Genomic DNA, 17585 nt, shown 5'->3' on the forward strand with positions numbered 1-17585 from the left:
CATGCTCCTCACTGTCCTTCGAATCTGGGGGCACGGCGTTCGGCGAACGCCCGCGTGCCTTCGGCGACGTCCTGCGAGTCCTGCAAGAGACGCAGGAACAACTGTTCCATCCGCAAGCCGGTGGCGAGGTCGGCATCGCGGCTGCGCAGCGCCAGTTCCTTGGCGGCCTGCACCGCAAGCGGCGCGTTGGCGGCAAGCCTGCGCGCATACGCCATCGCCGCCGGCAACAGTTCCTCGCGCGGCACCACCCGGTTCACCAGGCCCCAGCGGCTGGCGGCGTCGGCATCGAAGGCGTCGCCCAGCAGCAGCATTTCCATGGCGATGGCATGCGGCAGTTGCTGGGCCACGCGCTGGGTGCCGCCGTTGGCGGGAAAAACGCCGCGCCGCACCTCCGTCAGGCCGAAAGTGGCCGTGGGCACGCATACGCGCAGGTCGGTGGCCAGCAGCAGCGTCATGCCTCCGCCCAGGCAGTGGCCGTTCACGGCGGCCACGACGGGCTTCCAGACTTCGAGGCCCCGGTTCAGCAACTGCCCCTGCTGCGTGTGCATCAGCGCCGCCAGACTGGGCGGCGCGCCAACGAACGACTTCAGATCCGCGCCCGCGCAAAAGCTGCGTTCGCCCGCTCCGGTGATCACGGCCACGCGGATCGCATCGTCGTCGCGCACGCGGCGCCAGGCCTCGGACAGCGCCTCATAGTGCTCGTGGTCCAGCGCATTGCTTTTCTCGGGGCGGTTGATGGTGATCAGCGCCACGCCGTCCTGATCGTGGAAATCGATGGACATGTCAGGCCACCTCCGCCGCCGGCCCCGCCTGGGGCGCCAGCGCGTCCAGGCAGCGGCGGATGGCCGCCTCGTCATAGCCCAGTTCCGCCAGCACCTGCTTCGTGTGCTCGCCGACCCGGGGCGGCGGCGACGCGGGCCTGGGCCGCTGGCCATCGAAGCGCAGCGGCTGCGCCACCACATTCAGCTCGCCATGCTCGGAATCGGCAAAGCGATGGATCATTTCGCTGGCGGCCATGTGCTCGTGCGCCAGCACCTCGCCCACCCCCTGGATCGGCGCGCAGGGAATGCCCGCGCGCGCCAGCCGCTGAATCCAGGCATCGCGGCCGTCCCCGCGCATGATCTCCGACACCAGCGCCAGCACGTCAGGACGATTGCGCACCCGGTCGGCATTGGTCGCGTAGCGCGGATCGTCCGCCAGTTCGGGCCTGCCCGCCTCGCCGCAGAAGGCCCGCCACAGCGAATCATTCGCCACCCCCAGCAGCAAGGGACGGTCGCTGGCCTCGAATACCTGGTAGGGGCACAGGGACTCATGGGCCGACCCCCAGCGGCGCGGCTCGCTGCCGCGCTCCCAGTAGCTCTGCATCACATAGCCCATGAAGCCGACCGCCGTATCGAACAGCGAAGCCTCGACCTTGCAGCCTTTCCCGGTGCGCAGCCTGCGCACCACCGCGGCCAGGATGCCGGTCGCGGCATGCATGCCCGTGGCCTGGTCGATGGGCGAGATCGGACTGCGTATCGCCGGCCCGTCTTCTTCGCCGGTGATGGACATCATGCCGCAGAATGCCTGCAGGATGACGTCGTAGCCCTTCCCCCTGTTCAACGGCCCTTTGCTGCCGAAGCCGGAAATGCTGCAATACACCACGTCGGGCCGCAGCGCGGCCGCGCTGTCGTAATCGATGCCCAGGCGGGCCGCCACGCCTGGGCCGAAGCTCTCGACCACGATGTCGGCTGTGGCGATCAGCCGCTGCGCGGCGTCGCGGCCCTCTGGCGATTTCAGATCCAGCGCCACGCTGCGCTTGTTGCGGTTCACGCTCAGGAACACCGTGCCGTCCTCCTTCCTGAACGGCGGCCAGCGGCGGGTATCGTCCCCCTTGGGCGGTTCTACCTTGATCACCTCTGCGCCCATGTCGCCCAGATACTGCGTGCACAAGGGCCCGGCCAGCACCTTGGAAAAATCCACCACCCTCAATCCTTGCAAGGCATCCATTGCATCCGTCTCCCACGTACGCGCCTCGCGGCGCTCAAAAGGCGGCGTAGTCGCCGCCCTTGGTTTGAATCATGGCCCGCATGCTTGTCTCCTCAATACGATTTGGGCAGGCCCAATACCTTTTCGGCGATGTAGCAAAGAATCAATTGCGGCGAGATCGGTGCAATGCGCGGCAGCATGGCTTCGCGGAAGTAGCGTTCCACGTGGTATTCCTTTGCATAGCCCATGCCGCCATGCGTCAGCACGGCCGTCTCGCAGGCGCGGAACCCCGCCTCGGCGCAGAAAAACTTGGCCGCGTTGGCCTCGGCGCCGCAGGGCAGTCCCTGGTCGTACAGCCAGGCGGCGCGGCGGTACAGCAGTTCGGCCGCCTCCAGCTCCACCCAGCGCTCGGCCAGGGGATGCTGCACACCCTGGTTCTGTCCGATGGGGCGGTCGAACACGATCCGCTCGCCCGCGTAGGCGGCCGCCCGGCGCAGGCCCGCCCTCCCCAGCCCGGTGGCCTCGGCCGCCAGCAGGACACGCTCGGGGTTCAGGCCGTGCAGGATGTACGAAAAGCCCTCGCCTTCCTCGCCGATGCGGTCTGCGACCGGCACCTCCAGGCCGTCGATGAACAGTTCGTTGGAATCGACCGCCTTGCGCCCCAGTTTTTCGATTTCGCGCACACTGACGCGGCTGCGGTCCAGGTCTGTGTAAAAGAGGCTGAGACCCTGCGTCGGCGCGGTCACCTGGTCCAGCGGCGTCGTGCGCGCCAGCAGCAGAATCTTGTTGGCGACCTGCGCCGTAGAGATCCAGATCTTCTGGCCATTGACCACATAGCGGTCGCCACGGCACACGGCCAGGGTGCGCAGCTTGAGCGTATTGAGCCCCGTGTTGGGCTCGGTCACGCCAAAACAGGCCTTCTGCTCGCCGCTGATGATGGGCGGCAACCAGCGGGCGCGTTGCGCATCGCTGCCGTGCACCACCACGGGGTGCAACCCGAAAACGTTCATGTGGATGGAGGACGCCCCGGCCATGCCGGCTCCGGAAGCCGCAACCGTCTCCATCATCAGCGCGGCTTCCTGTATGCCCAGGCCGGCGCCGCCGTACTCGGCCGGCATGGCCACGCCCAGCCAGCCGGCGCCCGCCATGGCGCGGTAGAAGTCCTCGGGGAATCCTCCTTCCTTGTCCTTGCGGGTCCAGTAGTCATCGTCGAATCCCGCGCACAGGTCTTGCACGGCGTGACGGATGGCGGTCTGCTCCTCGGTAAGCGCGAAATCCATGGATGGCCTTTCTGGTAAGGGAACAATCGGGGGAAGCCCGCGGGCGGCTTCAGGCGGCCTGCCGCAGCATCAGCGCCACGCGGCGGCAACTGGCGACCAGTTCGCCGCGCTGGTTGTAGGCGCGATGGCCGAACACGACGATGCCGTTCTTCGGCCGCGAACGGCTGTCGCGCAGTTCCAGCACTTCCGACTCCACCCGCAGGGTGTCGCCGGCGAACACGGGACCGGGGAAGCGCACCTCGTCCCACCCGAGATTGCCCACGGTGGTGCCGTGCGTGGTGTCGCCCACCGATATGCCGACCATGAGGCCGAGGGTGAACGCGCTATTGATCAGGGGACGGCCGAACTCGGTGGACTTGGCGTATTCCGCATCCAGATGGATCGCGGCGGGATTCATGGTCAGGCACGAAAAGAACACGTTGTCAGCCTCGGTGACCGTACGCCGCACGTCATGCCGAAAGCGTTGTCCGACCTGGAACTGCTCAAAGTACAGCCCTGCCATCGTCGTCTCCTTGGTGCCGCGCCGCGGGGCTGCCGCCCTGCCCGGCCATGGACATCCTGGCCCATCGCGCTAAAATGAACGCTAACATACTGTATGCTTCCATACAATATTGGGAACAACCCCAAGGAGACGAGCAATGCGGACCGGGAATCTGGTGAATCGGCAGGTCGTACTGAAAGAAAGGCCTTTGGGCATTCCGCAGGCCTCGCACTTCGAGATCCGCACCTCGGCCGTGCCGGAACCGAAGGAAGGCGAAATCCTGGTCAGGAATCTGTACCTGTCGGTGGATCCGGCCATGCGCGGCTGGGTCAACGCCGCCGCCAACTACTCGGATCCGGTGGCGATCGGCGAGGTCATGCGCTCGTTCGCGGCCGGACGCGTCGTCGCCTCGCGCAATCCGCGCTATCCCGAAGGCAGCCTGGTAATGGGCATGCTGGGCTGGCAGGACTACGCCGTCACCGACGGGCAGGCGATCCGGCGGCGCGTGCTGGAAACCGATCTGCCCTTGTCCCTATCGCTGGGCGTGCTTGGACTGAACGGCGTCACGGCCTACTTCGCGCTCAATGCCTGCGGCGAACCCCGGGCCGGACAGACCGTCGTCGTCTCCACCGCCGCGGGCGCGGTCGGCTCGGTCGTCGGGCAGCTCGCCCTGCATCACGGATGCAGAGCCGTAGGCATCGCGGGCGGCGAAGCCAAGACGCGCCTCTGCGTGGAAGCATTCGGCTTCGACGCCGCGGTGGATTACCATTCGCCCGAGCTGGCGCAGGCCCTGGCCGATGCCTGCCCGGACGGCGTGGACGTCTACTTCGACAACACCGCCGGGCGCATCAGCGATACCGTGATTCCCCTGATCAACCGGCACGCGCGCATCGTCATCTGCGGCACCGCGTCCGTGGCCAGCTGGGATCCCTGGCCCACCGGTCCGCGCGTCGAACGCCACCTGCTCAACAAGGCGGCGCGCATGCAGGGCTTTTTGGTGTGGGACTATGAGCACCGCTACGAGGAAGCCATCGCCGCGCTGGCGCCATTGGTGCGCCAGCGCAAACTGCGCTTCCGCGAGGAAATCCTGGACGGCATCGAAGCCGCGCCGGGATCCATCGCCGATCTCTATGAAGGCAAGAACATGGGCAAGCGCCTGATCCGGCTGGAGGAAGTCTGAATGGCCAACAAGGCTGCGGTAAGCAAGGACGCGCCGCCCAAGAGCGTCGCGCCGGAAAATTGGGACCAGCGGCTGGGCTTCCTGATGCACGACGTGTCCAGGCTGCGGCGCAAGGTGTTCGACGAGGTCATGAAACCCGAAGGCATCACCCGATCGCAGTGGTGGGTCATGGCTCACCTGTCGCGGCACGACGGCATGTCGCAAAGCGACCTGGCCGATGTGCTGGACCTGGGCCGCGCCGCGCTTGGCGGCCTGGTCGACCGCCTGGAAGCGCTGGGCTTCGTGCGCAGGGGCTCGGACGAGCAGGACAGGCGGACCAAACTGGTGCTCTTGACGCCGGAGGGCCGCGCCATGATCGAACGCATGCGCGTCAAGAGCGACGCCATGAGCGAAGCCATCCTGCAGGGGCTGACCGTGGAACAGCGTCACCAGCTGGCCGACATGCTGAGCCTCGTCAAGCGCAACCTGCTGGCCTTCGATACCGTGCGGGCCTGACGCCGCGCCCGCCCCGGAACTTGACAAGCCCCGTCCACACTCCGAACATAAACGCATCCACCCGGGGAGCTTCGGCAAGAAGCTGAGAATCCGTTGGCGGGCCTGCCAAGACCCGCAGTGCACGGCGACCCGTCGAACCTGATCCAGATAACGCTGGCGTAGGGACGGTGCAACGGCCGCAAGCGTCGTCGCCTCACGGGCGCCGCGTACCGCCGGCCCTTCCCCGCCAGCGCGTTCTTCCTGCAAGGACCGCCCGGCATGCAAGCCCGCCCCCTCTCCCCCGCCGCCCAGGCCCGGATTTCCCAAGACCTGCTGGAGGCCGTGCGCCGCGACGCGCCGCTGGTGCAGTGCCTGACCAATTTCGTATCGATGAACTACGCAGCCAACGTGCTGCTGGCGATGGGCGCGTCGCCCGCCATGGTCCATGCCGCCGAGGAGGCGCCGGCATTCGCCCGCGTGAGCGGCGCGGTCGTGATCAACATCGGAACGCTGTCCGCGCCGTGGCTCGAAAGCATGCTATCGACGGCGGAGTCCGCCGGCCGGGCCGGCACGCCCTGGGTGCTGGACCCGGTGGCGCATCACGCCACCGCCTTCCGCCGCGATGCGGTGCGGCGCCTGATGGACCTGCGGCCCGCCATCATCCGCGGCAATGCCTCGGAGATCATCGCGCTGGCTGGCGGGCAAAGCGCCGGCAAGGGTGTGGACTCGGGCAATGCGGTGGCCCAGGCCGAGCAGTCCGCCAACGCCATCGCTGCGGCGCGCGGCACGGTGGTGGCCGTCACCGGCGAGGTGGACTTCGTGACGGACGGCTCGCGCTCTGTGCGCATCGCGGGCGGCTCCGCGCTGATGCCGCGCGTAACCGCGACCGGCTGCGCGCTGACCGCCACGGTCGGCGCATTCGCCGCCGTGTCGCGCGCCGATCCCTATGCCGCCGCCGTGGCCGCCCTGTCGTGCTTCGCGATCGCCGGCCAGCGCGCGGGCGTCCTGGCCGAAGGGCCGGGTTCGTTCGCATGGCGTTTCCTGGATGCGCTGGCTTGCCTGGAAGCCGACAGCCTCACGCACGCATCGCCGCTGCGCTAGGGCCTAGCAACGCGCATGGCCCGTGTCACGGCCGGGTCACACGCCTTCCCCAGAATTTCTTTCCTTCAAACCCGGAGGAAAGACGGTGAAGCCGAATCTAGGAAAGCTCTTTGCGCTGTCCGCCAGCGCCGCGCTGCTGACGAGCCTGGCCGCCTGCGGCGGCGACGATGACGACGACACGCCCGACACACCGCCGGCCGCCGGCGTGCCGGCAGGTTCCACGCTGGACGTGGCCATCCTGGGCACCACGGACCTGCACGCCAACGTGCTGGGTTACGACTACTACAAGCTGGCCGAAGACAAGAGCTACGGCTTGGACCGCACGGCCACGCTGATCGCCAATGCGCGCAAGCAGAACGCCAACACCCTGCTGTTCGACAACGGCGACACCCTCCAGGGCACCGCCTTGTCCGACTACCAGGCCCTGGTGGCGCCGGTGCAATGCAGCGACATGCTGGCGATCTACAAGCAGATGAAGCTGCTGGCCTATGACGCGGCCACGCTGGGCAACCACGAGTTCAACTACGGCCTGCCCTTCCTGTCGCAGGTCACGAATACGGACCTGGGGCTGGCCGGCATCGGCAAGGGCACGGCGCAGAGCAACCCCGCCGGCGCCAAGGACTGCGCAGCACCCGGCTTCCCCATTGTTTCCGCCAACGTCATCTCGGCCGCTAGCAAGCAGCCCATCTTCAAACCCTGGGTCGTGCTGGACAAGACCTTCACGGGCACGGATCCCAACGGCAAGCAGATCGACGTCGCGCTGAAGGTGGGCGTGATCGGCTTTGCGCCGCCGCCCATCCTGCAATGGGACAAGGCCAATCTGGAAGGCCATGTGGAGGTCGCGGGCTGGAAGGAGTCGGCGCAGCGCTACGTGCCCGAGTTGCGGGCGGCCGGCGCCGACCTGGTGGTGGCGCTGGCGCACGGCGGCATCGACATGCTCACCGCGTACAGTCCGGCCATGGAAAACGGCGCCGGCTACCTGAGCCAGGTGCCCGGCATCGACGCGCTGATCACGGGCCACCAGCACCTGCTGTTTCCCGATGCCAATGCCAAGTCGCAATTCGCGGGCCAGCCCGGCATCGACCTGGAGAAAGGGCTCATCAACGGCGTTCCCGCCGTGCAGGCCGGCCAGTGGGGCAACAACCTGGGCCAGATCACGCTCAAGCTTGCGTACGACAAGGGCTGGCAGGTGCAGAAGGACGCCACGCGCGTGCAGCGCATCTCCACACGTCTGACCGTGCAGGACGGCGCCACGCCCGCCACCTACGTCGAGCCCGACGCCGCCGCCCAGCAACTGGTGCAGGCCGAGCACGCGGCCACCATCGCCTACGTCAAGACGCCCATCGGCCAGAGCCAGTTCGATATGGCGACCTACTACGCGCTGGCGGGCGACGTGTCGGCGTTGCAGATCGTGAACATGGCGCAGATCGACTACCTGGCCGACTACGTCGCCAAGAACAAGCCAACCTATGCGGGCCTGCCCGTCCTGTCGGCCGCCGCGCCCTTCAAGGGCGGGCGCAACGGCCCGGGCGATTTCACCTACGTGAAGCAGGGCAACATCGCCATCAACAATGCCGCCGATCTCTACCTGTACCCCAACACGCTGCAAGTGGTCCGGGTCAGCGGCGATATCGTGCGGCAATGGCTGGAAAAGACCGCCGAGCAGTTCCGGCAGATCGACCCCGGCCAGGTCGCGCCGCAGGACTTGGTCGACACGAGCTTCCCGACCTTCAACTTCGACGTGCTCTACGCCGCCGGCAACGCCCTGCAGTACGAAATCGACGTGACCAGACCCAAGGGCTCGCGCATCACGAAGCTGACGTACCAGGGCGCCCCGCTGGATCCGGCCGCGCAGTTCCTGGTGGTCACCAACAACTACCGCGCCAGCGGCGGCGGCGATTTCCCCGGCCTGGCCGGCGGCAAGGGCGACATCGTGCTGCAAGCGCCCGACGCCAGCCGCGACGTGCTGATCAGCTACATCAAGAAGCACCCCGACCTGGACCTGGCGACCTACGGCCTGGACCGCAGCTGGCGCTTCGCCCAGGTGGGCGCCCTGGCCGGCCCGGTGGTGTTCTCTTCGGTGCCGGACACGCAGGCCATGGCGGCGGCGCATGGCGTCGGCAACGTCTCCGTGCACGACGCCACGCCGGATCCGGTCACCCAGCTGTCGCGCTACGCGGTAGACCTCAGCCGCTAGGGCCTAGCGGTAGTACACGCAGATGCGCCGCCCGCCGATCTCGTGCACCTCGATCGGCAGTTCATACAGCGCGCTCAGGACCTCCGGCCGGATCAGTTCGGCCGGAGATCCCTGATGGGCGATGCGGCCCATCCGCATCGCGACGATCCGGTCCGCGTACGTGGACGCGAAATTGATATCGTGCAGCACCAGCACCACGGTCTTGCCCAGCTCGTCCGCCGCCCGCCGCAAGGTGCCCATCATGGCCACGGCATGCTTCATGTCCAGGCTGTTCAACGGTTCGTCCAGCAGGACGTAACGGGTGTCCTGGCACAGCACCATCGCCACGAAGGCGCGCTGGCGCTGTCCGCCGGACATCTCGTCCAGGTAACGGCCGGCCAGGGGCTCCAGGTTCAGGTAGGCGATGGCGCGGTCGATGTGGTCCTTGTCGTCCAGCGTCAGGCGGCCGCCGGTATGCGGGTAGCGGCCGAACGCCACCAGGTCCTTCACCGTCAGCCGCAGCGGCAGGTGATTGTCCTGGCGCAGGATGGACAGGCGGCGCGCCAGTTCGCGGCTGTCCGCCTTCGTGACGTCCAGGCCGTCGACCAGCACCCGGCCCGCGGACATGGGCAGCAGGCGGCTGACCATGGACAACAGCGTCGATTTTCCCGCGCCGTTGGGGCCGATGATGGCCGTGACGCCGCCCGCCGGCAGAGACAAGGAGACGCCATCGACGACCACGCTGTCGCCATACTGTTTGCTGACTTGCTGGATTTCTATCATCGGCGCCCCCTGCGCAGGATCAGGACGAGGAACATGACGCCGCCCACGAATTCGATCACCACGCTGACCGTGGTGTTCAGGCCCAGCACGCGCTCCAGCAGCGTCTGGCCGCCCACCAGGAAGATCACGCTCAGCAGGGTCGCGGCGGGAATGGTGTACCGGTGCCGATCGGAACCCATGGCCTGGTAGGCCAGGTTGCTGACCAGCAGTCCGAAGAAGGTCACGGGGCCGACCAGCGCCGTCGACACGGAAACCAGCACCGCGATGGCCGCGAGCGTCCGCATCAGCGTGCGGCGGTAATCCACGCCCAGGTTCATGGATATCTCGCGCCCCAGCGCCACCACGTCGTAGCGATGCCGCATGCGCCAGACCAGCAGCGATGCCGCGCAGACGGCCGCGAACGCGATCGGCAGCAGGCTCACGCGCACGGTGTTGAAGCTGGCGAACATGCGGTCCTGCAGCACCAGGAACTCGTTGGGATCGATCAGCCGGACCACGAAATTGGACAGGCTGCGAAACAGCAGCCCGAAGATGATGCCCACCAGCATCATCAGATGCAGGCTGCGCACGCCATCGGCGAACAGCCAGCGAAACAGCAGGCAGGCAAACCCCGTCATGACGCCGACTTCCAGCAGGAAGGCCGCCACGGGGTGATTGACGGACACCGCCGCTTGCCCGAAGCCGAACACCACCACCGCCTGGATCAGCAGGTACAGGGCATCGAAGCCCATGATGGCCGGGGTCAGGATGCGGTTGTGCGTGATCGTCTGGAACAGCACCGACGACAGCGCCACCGCGTACGCGACCAGCAGCATCGCCCCGAGCTTCGCGCCGCGGAACGGAATCACGAACGACCATTGGCCGTTGGCCCCCAGAGTCATGAAGGCGGCCACGCAGGCCAGCGCCGCGGCGGCCAGCAGCCCCAGGCGCCAGGCCTGCGGCGCGCGGACGGCGGGCGCCAGGGTTGCGGTCTCAGCCAAGGCGGTTCCTCCGCGTGCGCAGCAGCCACAGGAACAGGATGCTGCCCAGCACGCCGACCACCGTGCCGATAGGAATCTCGTAGGGATGGATCACCAGCCGGCCGATGATGTCGCAGGCCAGCACGAAGATCCCGCCCAGGGCCGCGACCCAGGGAATGGAACGGCGCATGTTGTCGCCCAGCATCAGGCTGACGGCATTGGGCACGATCAGGCCCAGGAAGGGAATACCGCCGGCCGTCACGACGACCACCGCAGAGATGGCCGACACGATCAGCAGGCCGGCCAACGTCAGCCGCGCATGGTTCAGGCCCAGGTTGGAGGCGAATTCGCGGCCCATGCCGGCCACCGTATAGCGGTCGGCTGCCGCGTAGGCCGCGCAGGCCAGGCCGAAACCGATCCACAGCAGTTCATAGCGCCCCCGCAACACACCCGAAAAATCGCCGGTGGTCCAGGCGTGCAGCGATTGCAGCAGGTCGTAGCGGTACGCGACGAAGGTCGTGGCCGCGTGGATCACCCCGCCCAGGATCAACCCGATCAGCGGCACGATGAACGGCGTACGCAGCGGCACGCGGCGCAGCAGCGCCAGGAACAGCAAGGTGCCGGCAAGCGCGAATCCGGTCGCCGTCAGCATTTTGCCGATCACCGGCGTATCCGGCGCCACCAAGGTAATGACGAGTATTCCCAGGGTCGCGGACTCAACCGTGCCCGCGGTCGTGGGCTCTACGTAGCGGTTGCGCACCAGCATCTGCATGATCAGGCCCGCTACGGCCAGCGACATGCCGGCCAGCAGGAGCGCCAGTGTGCGCGGCACGCGGCTGACCATAAGCAGGCGCCAGGCGCGTTCCGCATCCTCGCCGCCCCACAGTGCGGTCCAGGACAATTGCCCCGCGCCCAGGCTGACGCTGGCCGCGCACAGCAGCAACAGCAATGCCGCCACCGCCGCCAGGCCGCCCCAACCGCCAATCGACTGTCTCCAACTCACCCGCCCAGCTCCTGCTCCATGCATCCGGCGCTACTTGCCTGCCGCCAGCGCGCGCGCGATCTCGTCCACGTTCTGCTGCATGGCCGTCAGGCCCGCGCTACCCATCAGGTACCAGTTGTAGCCATTCAGGTAGACCACCTGCTTGTTCTTCCAGGCCTTGGTCTGGCGCACGAGTTCGTTGTCCAGCATGCGCTGCGCCGACACGCCTTCGCGGCCGATGGCCGCGTCGCGGTCGATCACGAGCAGCCAGTCGGGGTCGGTCTGGGCGATGAATTCGAACGAAATCGCCTGGCCGTGATTGGACACGCTGAGCCCGGTCGCCGCCGGCTTGACGCCAAAGGCATCGTGGATCACGCCGAAACGCGAACCCGGACCGTAGGCGCTCATCTTGCCGCCGGTGGTCAGCACGATCAGCGCCGTGCCGGCGTCGGCCGCCTTGGCGTTCAAGGCCGAGATAGAGCCGCGCAGAGCGTCCAGTTTCTCCTTGGCGGCGGTTTGCTTGCCATAGATGCTCGCGAGCGTTTCCGTGTTGCGCGCCACGCTGCCCACCAGGTCCTTGGCATTTACCGTCAGATCGACGGTGGGCGCCAGCTTGGCCAGCTCGTCGTACTTGGGCGCGGAGCGGCCCGCCACGAAAATGACCTGCGGCGCGGCCGCATGGATCACCTCATAGTTGGGCTCGAACATGGTGCCCACTTTCAGGTAGCGCTGGTCGCCGTACTGTGCAAGCTGCGGCGGCAGTTTGGCCACGCTGGGCACGCCCGTCACGTCCACGCCCAGCGCGTGCAGGGTGTCCAGCACGGCCAGGTCCATCACCACGGTCTTCGACGGATTGGCCGGCACGGCGGTTTCGCCGCGCGCGTGTTTCACCGTCACCGCCGTTTGTGCCGCGGCGGCCGTGGCGGCGGCGCCCAGTGCCAGGGCAGCCCCGGCCCGGACGAGCCATCGACGGGCGCGGCCGGTTTGCATTTGCTTCATCATTCGTACCTCTTCATGTGGCGGGCGCCGCGCGCCCGCCGGTCTCAGAACTTCACGCCTACGCCCAGCCAGTAGCGGCGGCCGTCTTCGACGTAGCCGTAGTCGTCATACGTGACCTGTTTGTCGAACAGGTTGTAGATGCCCGCATACACCGACACGGTCTTGTTGAGCTGATAGGAGCCGCCCAGGTCCACGAAGGTGTAGGAAGGCGCCACCAGCGACGACGAGGACGGGCCGGTGATGGGCTGGCTTTCCTTGCCGCGGTAGTTCACCCGCGCCCAAGCCTGCAGCGCGTCCGACGCCTGCCAGTTCACCGTGGTGGTGAACAGGTGCTTGGGCAGCTGGTTCAGGGGCTGGCCCTTGTACTCGCCCGACTTCTGCTCGGACTTCGTAAACGTGTAGCTGCTGGTCAGGGACCATTCGCGCGACAGCGGCAGTTTCATGCTGGCTTCCACGCCGCGCGAATTCGCCTTGTCCACGTTCATGTATGTGGTGGGGTCCGAACCAAACTGGTTGGGGCCGTCCGTGCACTGGCTAGCCGGGCACGCCACGCGGGTGATCTTGTCCTTGAAGTCGTTGTTGAAGACGGTCAGGCCGGCATTGAAGCCCTCGCCGTCGTCATACAGGATGCCGATTTCCTCGGTCACCGACTTCTCCGGCGTCAGGTCCGGGTTGCCGTACATATTGCCGCCGCGGCTGACCTGGCCCCAGCCGGCCACCGTCTGGCGCAGGTCGGGCGCGCGAAAGCCGGTGGAGACGCCGCCCTTCAGGGTCCAGCGCTCCGCCATGTGCCAAACGCCGTACAGACGCGGGCTGAAATGCGTGCCGAAGTTCTCGTCCTCGTCCATGCGCAGGCCGGCCGTGAGAGCGAAGCTTTCGGTCAGGCGCCATTCGTCTTCGGCGAACAGGGCCCATTGATAGCGTTCCACCTTGCTGGGGCCGCCCGCCAGCTGGTTGCCGGTCTGGTCGTTCAGGCGCTGGTTCAGGTAGCTGCCGCCCAGCGTCAGCATGTGCGAACCCAGCGGCAGCGACCAGCTCGTCTGAATATCCAGGTTCTTGATCTTCATCTGGCGCGAGCGGTTATCGAACTCTTCCTGCTGCACGTAGCTGTCCGAGACGCCCCAGCCCCAGCGCCCGGTATGCGACAGCGCCCATTTATTGCTGCGGTAGTCGGTGTCGGACGACGCCGGGCATCCATTGCGCGAGCAGGCTTCGCCCGGCGCCAGCGGCGCGACAGTCTTGCCCAACGTTTCGTGGAGCTTCTGCCGCATGGTGGTCGCTTCCAGCACGATGTCGTGGTCGCGGTTGGGCGTGAGCGCCAGCTTCGCGGTCACGCTTTCGGAATTCCGCTTGCGAAAGCCATCGACGATGTCGTCTTCGTCGCGCTGCGTGGCCTGGCCATAGATCTGCAGGCCCAGCAGATCGGTCTTGATCGGGCCGGCCAGGTAGAAATTTCCCTGGTAGATATCGCCCGACTTGCTGCTCTCCTGGATCGTCGTGTCCATGCGGATTTCGCCGCCCCAGGCATCGGGCACCTTGCGGGTGATGATGTTGATCACCCCGCCCATCGCGTCCGACCCATACAGGGAGGACATCGGTCCGCGCACGACCTCGATGCGTTCGATGGCGGAAAGCGGCGGCGTCCAGCCGCCTTCGACGCCCGTCGAATCCGAGTTGGTGCGGGTTTCGCGGGAATTCTGGCGTTTGCCGTCGATGAGGATCAAGGTGTACTTCGGGCCCATGCCGCGCAGGCTGATGTCCTGGCGGTCGCCGCCGCCGGTGACGATGACGCCGGGCACTTCCACCAGCGCGTCGTTCAGGTCGCGATAGAACTTCTTGTCCAGGTCCTCGCGGGTGATGACGCTGATCGAGGCGGGCGCATCCTGGATCTGCTGTTCATACCCCGACGCGGTCACCACCACGGTCTCCATCGTCTTGGCGGCCCCCTCGCTCTGCGCCCATACAGGCCCTGCCCCGAACCCTGCCGCGCACAGCGCCACGGCCAGCCGTGTACGCGTACCGGGTGCGCGCCTGCCGCCGGCCAGATCTTTCCTGCTCATGATTCCGATTTCTCCCGTCCCAGGCTTGCGCTGCACCCCGCGTGCCGCGTCTTGCCCGCTTCCATATATGAATGAAAACTATTCTCATATTAAAATGGACCGCATCGGAGACCGACAACCCGCTTTCCGCAACTTTTATCTTCTTTGCACTTCTTGACACTCCCGCCCGCGGCCATCCGCCACACTGCCGGGTGCAGAACCGACGATACGCATGCCTTTTTCCCATTCCCCGGCGACGCGCCGCATCCTGCTGATCGACGATGACGTCGAGCTGGCGCAGATGCTGCGCGAATACCTGGAACCCAATCACTGCCGGCTCACGCTGGCGCACACGGGCGCGCAGGGGCTCGCCCTGCTGGCGCAGGACGACTTCGACCTGGTGCTGCTGGACCTGATGCTGCCCGACGGCAACGGCCTGGATCTGCTCAAGCATTACCGGCAGCGCTCGCGCCGCCCGGTCATCATGTTCACCGCCCACGGCGGCGAGACCGATCGCGTGCTGGGCCTGGAATTCGGCGCCGACGACTACCTGGCCAAGCCCTTCGGCCCGCGCGAGCTCAAGGCCCGCATCACGGCGGTGCTTCGCCGCTTCGAAGAGACGCCGGACGCCGGCCGCCCCTGCCTGACGCTGGGCGCGCTGACCCTGGACCCGGCCACCGGCCTGGTGCGGGTCGGCGGCGAAGAGATCGCGCTGACGGGCGCGGAGCAGCGCATCCTCGAGATCCTTATGCGCACCCCCGGGCAGGTCGTCGGGCGCGACCAGATCGGCCTGTACGCGCTGGGCCGCAAGCCGGACCGCTACGACCGCAGCATCGATACCCACATCAGCGCCCTGCGCAAGAAGCTGCGCCTGGACCACGCCGATATGCTGTCGATCCGCAATCTGCGCGGCCTCGGCTACGTGCTGGCCGGCGGCGCCTGATGGCCTGGCTACCCGCCCGCTCGCTCTTCTGGCGCGCCTTCCTGACCTTCTGGGGCGCCATGGCCGTCATCCTGGTGTGCGGCATGATGCTCACCGCCGCGGTCGCCTGGTACCGCTTCAACTCCCTGGACGGCCTGAATCCCGCCAGCCTGACGCGCGACGCCGCCCAGATCGCGCGCACCCAGGGCGAAGCAGGCCTGGAGCGTTGGGTCCAGGCCATGGACCGCCGCTACTCGGCCCTGAAGATCTACATCATGGACGCCCGCGACACCGACATCCTGGACCGGCGGCTGCCCACCCGCATGCACGACTGGCTGAGTTCCTACCGCGCCGCGCCCGAGCGCCAGGCACAGGCGGATTACCTGCCCGCCGACGCGGCGGGCGAGCGGATCTCCTGGTGGGATCCGCAGTTGCTGACGCTGCCGGACGGAACCGAACTGCTGATGCTGTTCCTGCCATTCGACTCCTCGCATTGGGAGGTGCTGGCACTGTCGCCGGTGGCGCTGGCGCTGTTGCTGTTCGCGTTGGCGGTGACCGCGCCCTTCTGCTGGGCCCTGTCCCGCCACGTTACCTCGCCGCTGGCGCAGCTGCGCCTCGCCACGCAGGCCCTGTCGGCCGGACAGCTCAGCGCGCACACGCCGGCCAGGCTGGCCCGCCGCCAGGACGAACTCGGCCTGCTGGCGCGCGACTTCAACGCCATGGCCGACCGCCTGAAAGCCCTGGTCGACACCCGCGAACAACTGCTGCACAACATCGCGCACGAACTGCGTTCGCCGCTGGCGCGGCTGCGGCTCGCGGCCGAACTGGCGCGGCGCAGGGACGAACGCCAGGACCTGCAGCTGGATCGTATCGAACGCGAATGCGAACGCCTGGACCTGCTGCTCGGCAACACGCTGCGCCTGGCCCGGCTGGGCGCCCTGCCCGTGCCCACCGACACGCTGGACCTGGCCGAGGTCGTGTCCTCCGTCGTCGAAGACGCCCGCTACGAAGCCGGCGGCCGGCAGGTCGGCATCGCCTGGGACGCGCATCCTCCCGTACCCCTCATCGGCGACCGCTGCAGCCTGGCCAGCGCCATCGAGAACGTGCTGCGCAATGCCCTGCGCTTCGCTCCCGCGCACAGCACGATACGCGTACGCCTGCTGGTGAGCGCGCGCGAGGCCTGCCTGGAAATCGAAGACCGCGGGCCGGGCGTGGCCCACGACGAACTGGAAGCCCTGTTCGAACCGTTCTACCGTACGGCTTGCGGCGCCCGCAAGCCCGGCAGCGGCGCCGGGCTGGGGTTGTCGATCGCGCAGGCCGCGGTGGCCGCGCACAAAGGCCGCCTGTCGGCGCGCAATATGTCGCCCCAGGGGCTGAGCGTGCGCATGGAACTGCCCCGGCTGACCGCCTGATCCGCGTCAGTCGGCGTCGGCCAGGATCGCGGCGGGCAGGCGCGGCAGCACGCGCAGGGCGTTGGCCGTGGTGGCATGCGCCACCTGCGCGGCCGTCAGCCCGCGCAAATCCGCCAGGGTCTGGGCAATGCGGACGAGTTCCCCGGGCCGGTTGCGGCGCTGGGGCGGATGCAGCCAGGCGGGAGGAATATCCGGCGCATCCGTTTCCAGCACCAGGTGCGCCAGGTCGACATCGACGGCGTGGCGGCGGATCTGCAGCGCGCGCTCATAAGTCATGGCGCCGCCCAGCCCCAGCGCGAATCCGTGCTCGATGAACGCCTGCGCCTGCTGGGCGCTGCCATTGAAGGCATGGGCGATGCCGCCGATGCGCGGATGGCGGCGCAGATACTTCAACAGGATGTCTTGCGACTTGCGCACGTGCAGCAGCACCGGCAGGCCGAACTCGGCTGCCATCGCCAGCTGCGCGGCATAGAAATGTTCCTGGCGTTCGCGCGGCGCGCCGGAGGCAATCTCGGGCACGAAGAAATCCAGGCCGATTTCGCCGATGGCGACGAAGCGGGGATCGCCCAGCGATTGCTTGACGGCCGTGCGCAGCGCATCCAGGTCGGCATCGCCGGCCCGCTGCACGTAGAGGGGATGGATGCCCAGCGCGTAGGCGCCGCCGGCCACCTTGCCGGCCAGTTCGCGCACGATGGAAAAATTGGCGCGTTCGACGGCCGGGATCACGATGGACTGGACGCCCGCCTCGCAGGCGTCGTCGGCCACCTGCTCGCGGTCGGCGTCGAACTCGGCGGCATCCAGGTGGCAATGGGTGTCGATCAGCATGGGC

The 17585-nt window shown here is 67.5% G+C and carries 16 protein-coding genes and 1 riboswitch; of the genes, 6 read left to right on the forward strand and 10 right to left on the reverse strand.

Annotated elements, in window-relative coordinates:
- Positions 1–8: 8 nt before the first annotated feature.
- The 4 genes from AGI3411_RS02725 to AGI3411_RS02740 form a co-directional block, all read right to left on the reverse strand.
- Positions 9–782 carry an enoyl-CoA hydratase/isomerase family protein gene (locus AGI3411_RS02725; protein ID WP_129525886.1) on the reverse strand — a complete coding sequence of 258 codons (774 nt, stop codon included), beginning with the start codon at positions 780–782 and terminating at the stop codon, positions 9–11.
- A 1-nt stretch (position 783) separates the two neighbouring features.
- Positions 784–1989: a CaiB/BaiF CoA transferase family protein gene (locus AGI3411_RS02730; RefSeq protein ID WP_129525887.1), complete on the reverse strand. Its 1206-nt coding sequence runs from the start codon at positions 1987–1989 to the stop codon at positions 784–786.
- Between the two features lie 92 nt (positions 1990–2081).
- On the reverse strand, positions 2082–3248 hold the full coding sequence (locus tag AGI3411_RS02735; RefSeq protein WP_129525888.1) for an acyl-CoA dehydrogenase family protein: 1167 nt from the start codon (positions 3246–3248) through the stop codon (positions 2082–2084).
- 49 nt (positions 3249–3297) lie between these two features.
- On the reverse strand, positions 3298–3750 hold the full coding sequence (locus AGI3411_RS02740; RefSeq protein WP_129525889.1) for a MaoC family dehydratase: 453 nt from the start codon (positions 3748–3750) through the stop codon (positions 3298–3300).
- Positions 3751–3886: 136 nt separating this feature from the next.
- Here AGI3411_RS02740 and AGI3411_RS02745 point away from each other — a divergent pair, with 136 nt between their 5' ends.
- From AGI3411_RS02745 to AGI3411_RS02760, 4 genes are all read left to right on the forward strand, one after another.
- On the forward strand, positions 3887–4909 hold the full coding sequence (locus tag AGI3411_RS02745; RefSeq protein WP_129525890.1) for an NADP-dependent oxidoreductase: 1023 nt from the start codon (positions 3887–3889) through the stop codon (positions 4907–4909).
- On the forward strand, positions 4910–5404 hold the full coding sequence (locus tag AGI3411_RS02750; protein ID WP_129525891.1) for a MarR family winged helix-turn-helix transcriptional regulator: 495 nt from the start codon (positions 4910–4912) through the stop codon (positions 5402–5404). It abuts the gene before it with no gap.
- Positions 5405–5456: 52 nt separating this feature from the next.
- Positions 5457–5587: riboswitch (TPP riboswitch) on the forward strand.
- A 75-nt stretch (positions 5588–5662) separates the two neighbouring features.
- Entirely contained in the window at positions 5663–6484 is an 822-nt protein-coding gene (gene thiM / locus AGI3411_RS02755) for a hydroxyethylthiazole kinase (RefSeq protein WP_129525892.1), read from the forward strand.
- Between the two features lie 85 nt (positions 6485–6569).
- A complete protein-coding gene (locus tag AGI3411_RS02760) occupies positions 6570–8681 on the forward strand; it encodes a 5'-nucleotidase C-terminal domain-containing protein (RefSeq protein ID WP_165359044.1) in 2112 nt (703 codons plus the stop codon).
- 3 nt (positions 8682–8684) lie between these two features.
- Here the strand turns inward: AGI3411_RS02760 and AGI3411_RS02765 are convergent, their stop codons facing one another.
- From AGI3411_RS02765 to AGI3411_RS02785, 5 genes are read right to left on the reverse strand one after another with little or no spacing between them, the layout of a single operon-like run.
- Entirely contained in the window at positions 8685–9443 is a 759-nt protein-coding gene (locus tag AGI3411_RS02765) for an iron ABC transporter ATP-binding protein (protein ID WP_129525893.1), read from the reverse strand.
- Positions 9440–10423 (reverse strand): iron chelate uptake ABC transporter family permease subunit, encoded by a 984-nt coding sequence (locus AGI3411_RS02770; protein ID WP_208748007.1) that lies wholly within the window; start codon positions 10421–10423, stop codon positions 9440–9442. Before AGI3411_RS02770 ends, AGI3411_RS02765 begins: the two co-directional genes overlap by 4 nt.
- Complete coding sequence (locus AGI3411_RS02775) at positions 10416–11405, reverse strand: ABC transporter permease (RefSeq protein ID WP_244240236.1); 990 nt, start codon at positions 11403–11405, stop codon at positions 10416–10418. The genes AGI3411_RS02770 and AGI3411_RS02775 overlap by 8 nt, the downstream gene beginning before the upstream one ends.
- A gap of 30 nt (positions 11406–11435) precedes the next feature.
- Positions 11436–12386 (reverse strand): siderophore ABC transporter substrate-binding protein, encoded by a 951-nt coding sequence (locus tag AGI3411_RS02780; protein ID WP_129525895.1) that lies wholly within the window; start codon positions 12384–12386, stop codon positions 11436–11438.
- Positions 12387–12427: 41 nt separating this feature from the next.
- Positions 12428–14443, reverse strand: coding sequence for a ligand-gated channel protein (locus AGI3411_RS02785; RefSeq protein WP_129525896.1), 2016 nt, complete (start codon positions 14441–14443; stop codon positions 12428–12430).
- A 211-nt stretch (positions 14444–14654) separates the two neighbouring features.
- Here AGI3411_RS02785 and AGI3411_RS02790 point away from each other — a divergent pair, with 211 nt between their 5' ends.
- Both AGI3411_RS02790 and AGI3411_RS02795 read left to right on the forward strand, forming a co-directional pair.
- Positions 14655–15365 carry a response regulator transcription factor gene (locus AGI3411_RS02790; RefSeq protein WP_129525897.1) on the forward strand — a complete coding sequence of 237 codons (711 nt, stop codon included), beginning with the start codon at positions 14655–14657 and terminating at the stop codon, positions 15363–15365.
- Positions 15365–16756 carry a sensor histidine kinase gene (locus tag AGI3411_RS02795; protein WP_129525898.1) on the forward strand — a complete coding sequence of 464 codons (1392 nt, stop codon included), beginning with the start codon at positions 15365–15367 and terminating at the stop codon, positions 16754–16756. The genes AGI3411_RS02790 and AGI3411_RS02795 overlap by 1 nt, the downstream gene beginning before the upstream one ends.
- A 6-nt stretch (positions 16757–16762) precedes the next feature.
- On the opposite strand, the gene AGI3411_RS02800 is transcribed toward AGI3411_RS02795, so the two are convergent.
- A complete protein-coding gene (locus AGI3411_RS02800; RefSeq protein WP_129525899.1) occupies positions 16763–17581 on the reverse strand; it encodes a TatD family hydrolase in 819 nt (272 codons plus the stop codon).
- Positions 17582–17585: the final 4 nt, after the last annotated feature.

This window comes from Achromobacter agilis (assembly GCF_900496965.1).
GTDB classification, from domain to species: Bacteria; Pseudomonadota; Gammaproteobacteria; order Burkholderiales; family Burkholderiaceae_B; genus Achromobacter; species Achromobacter agilis.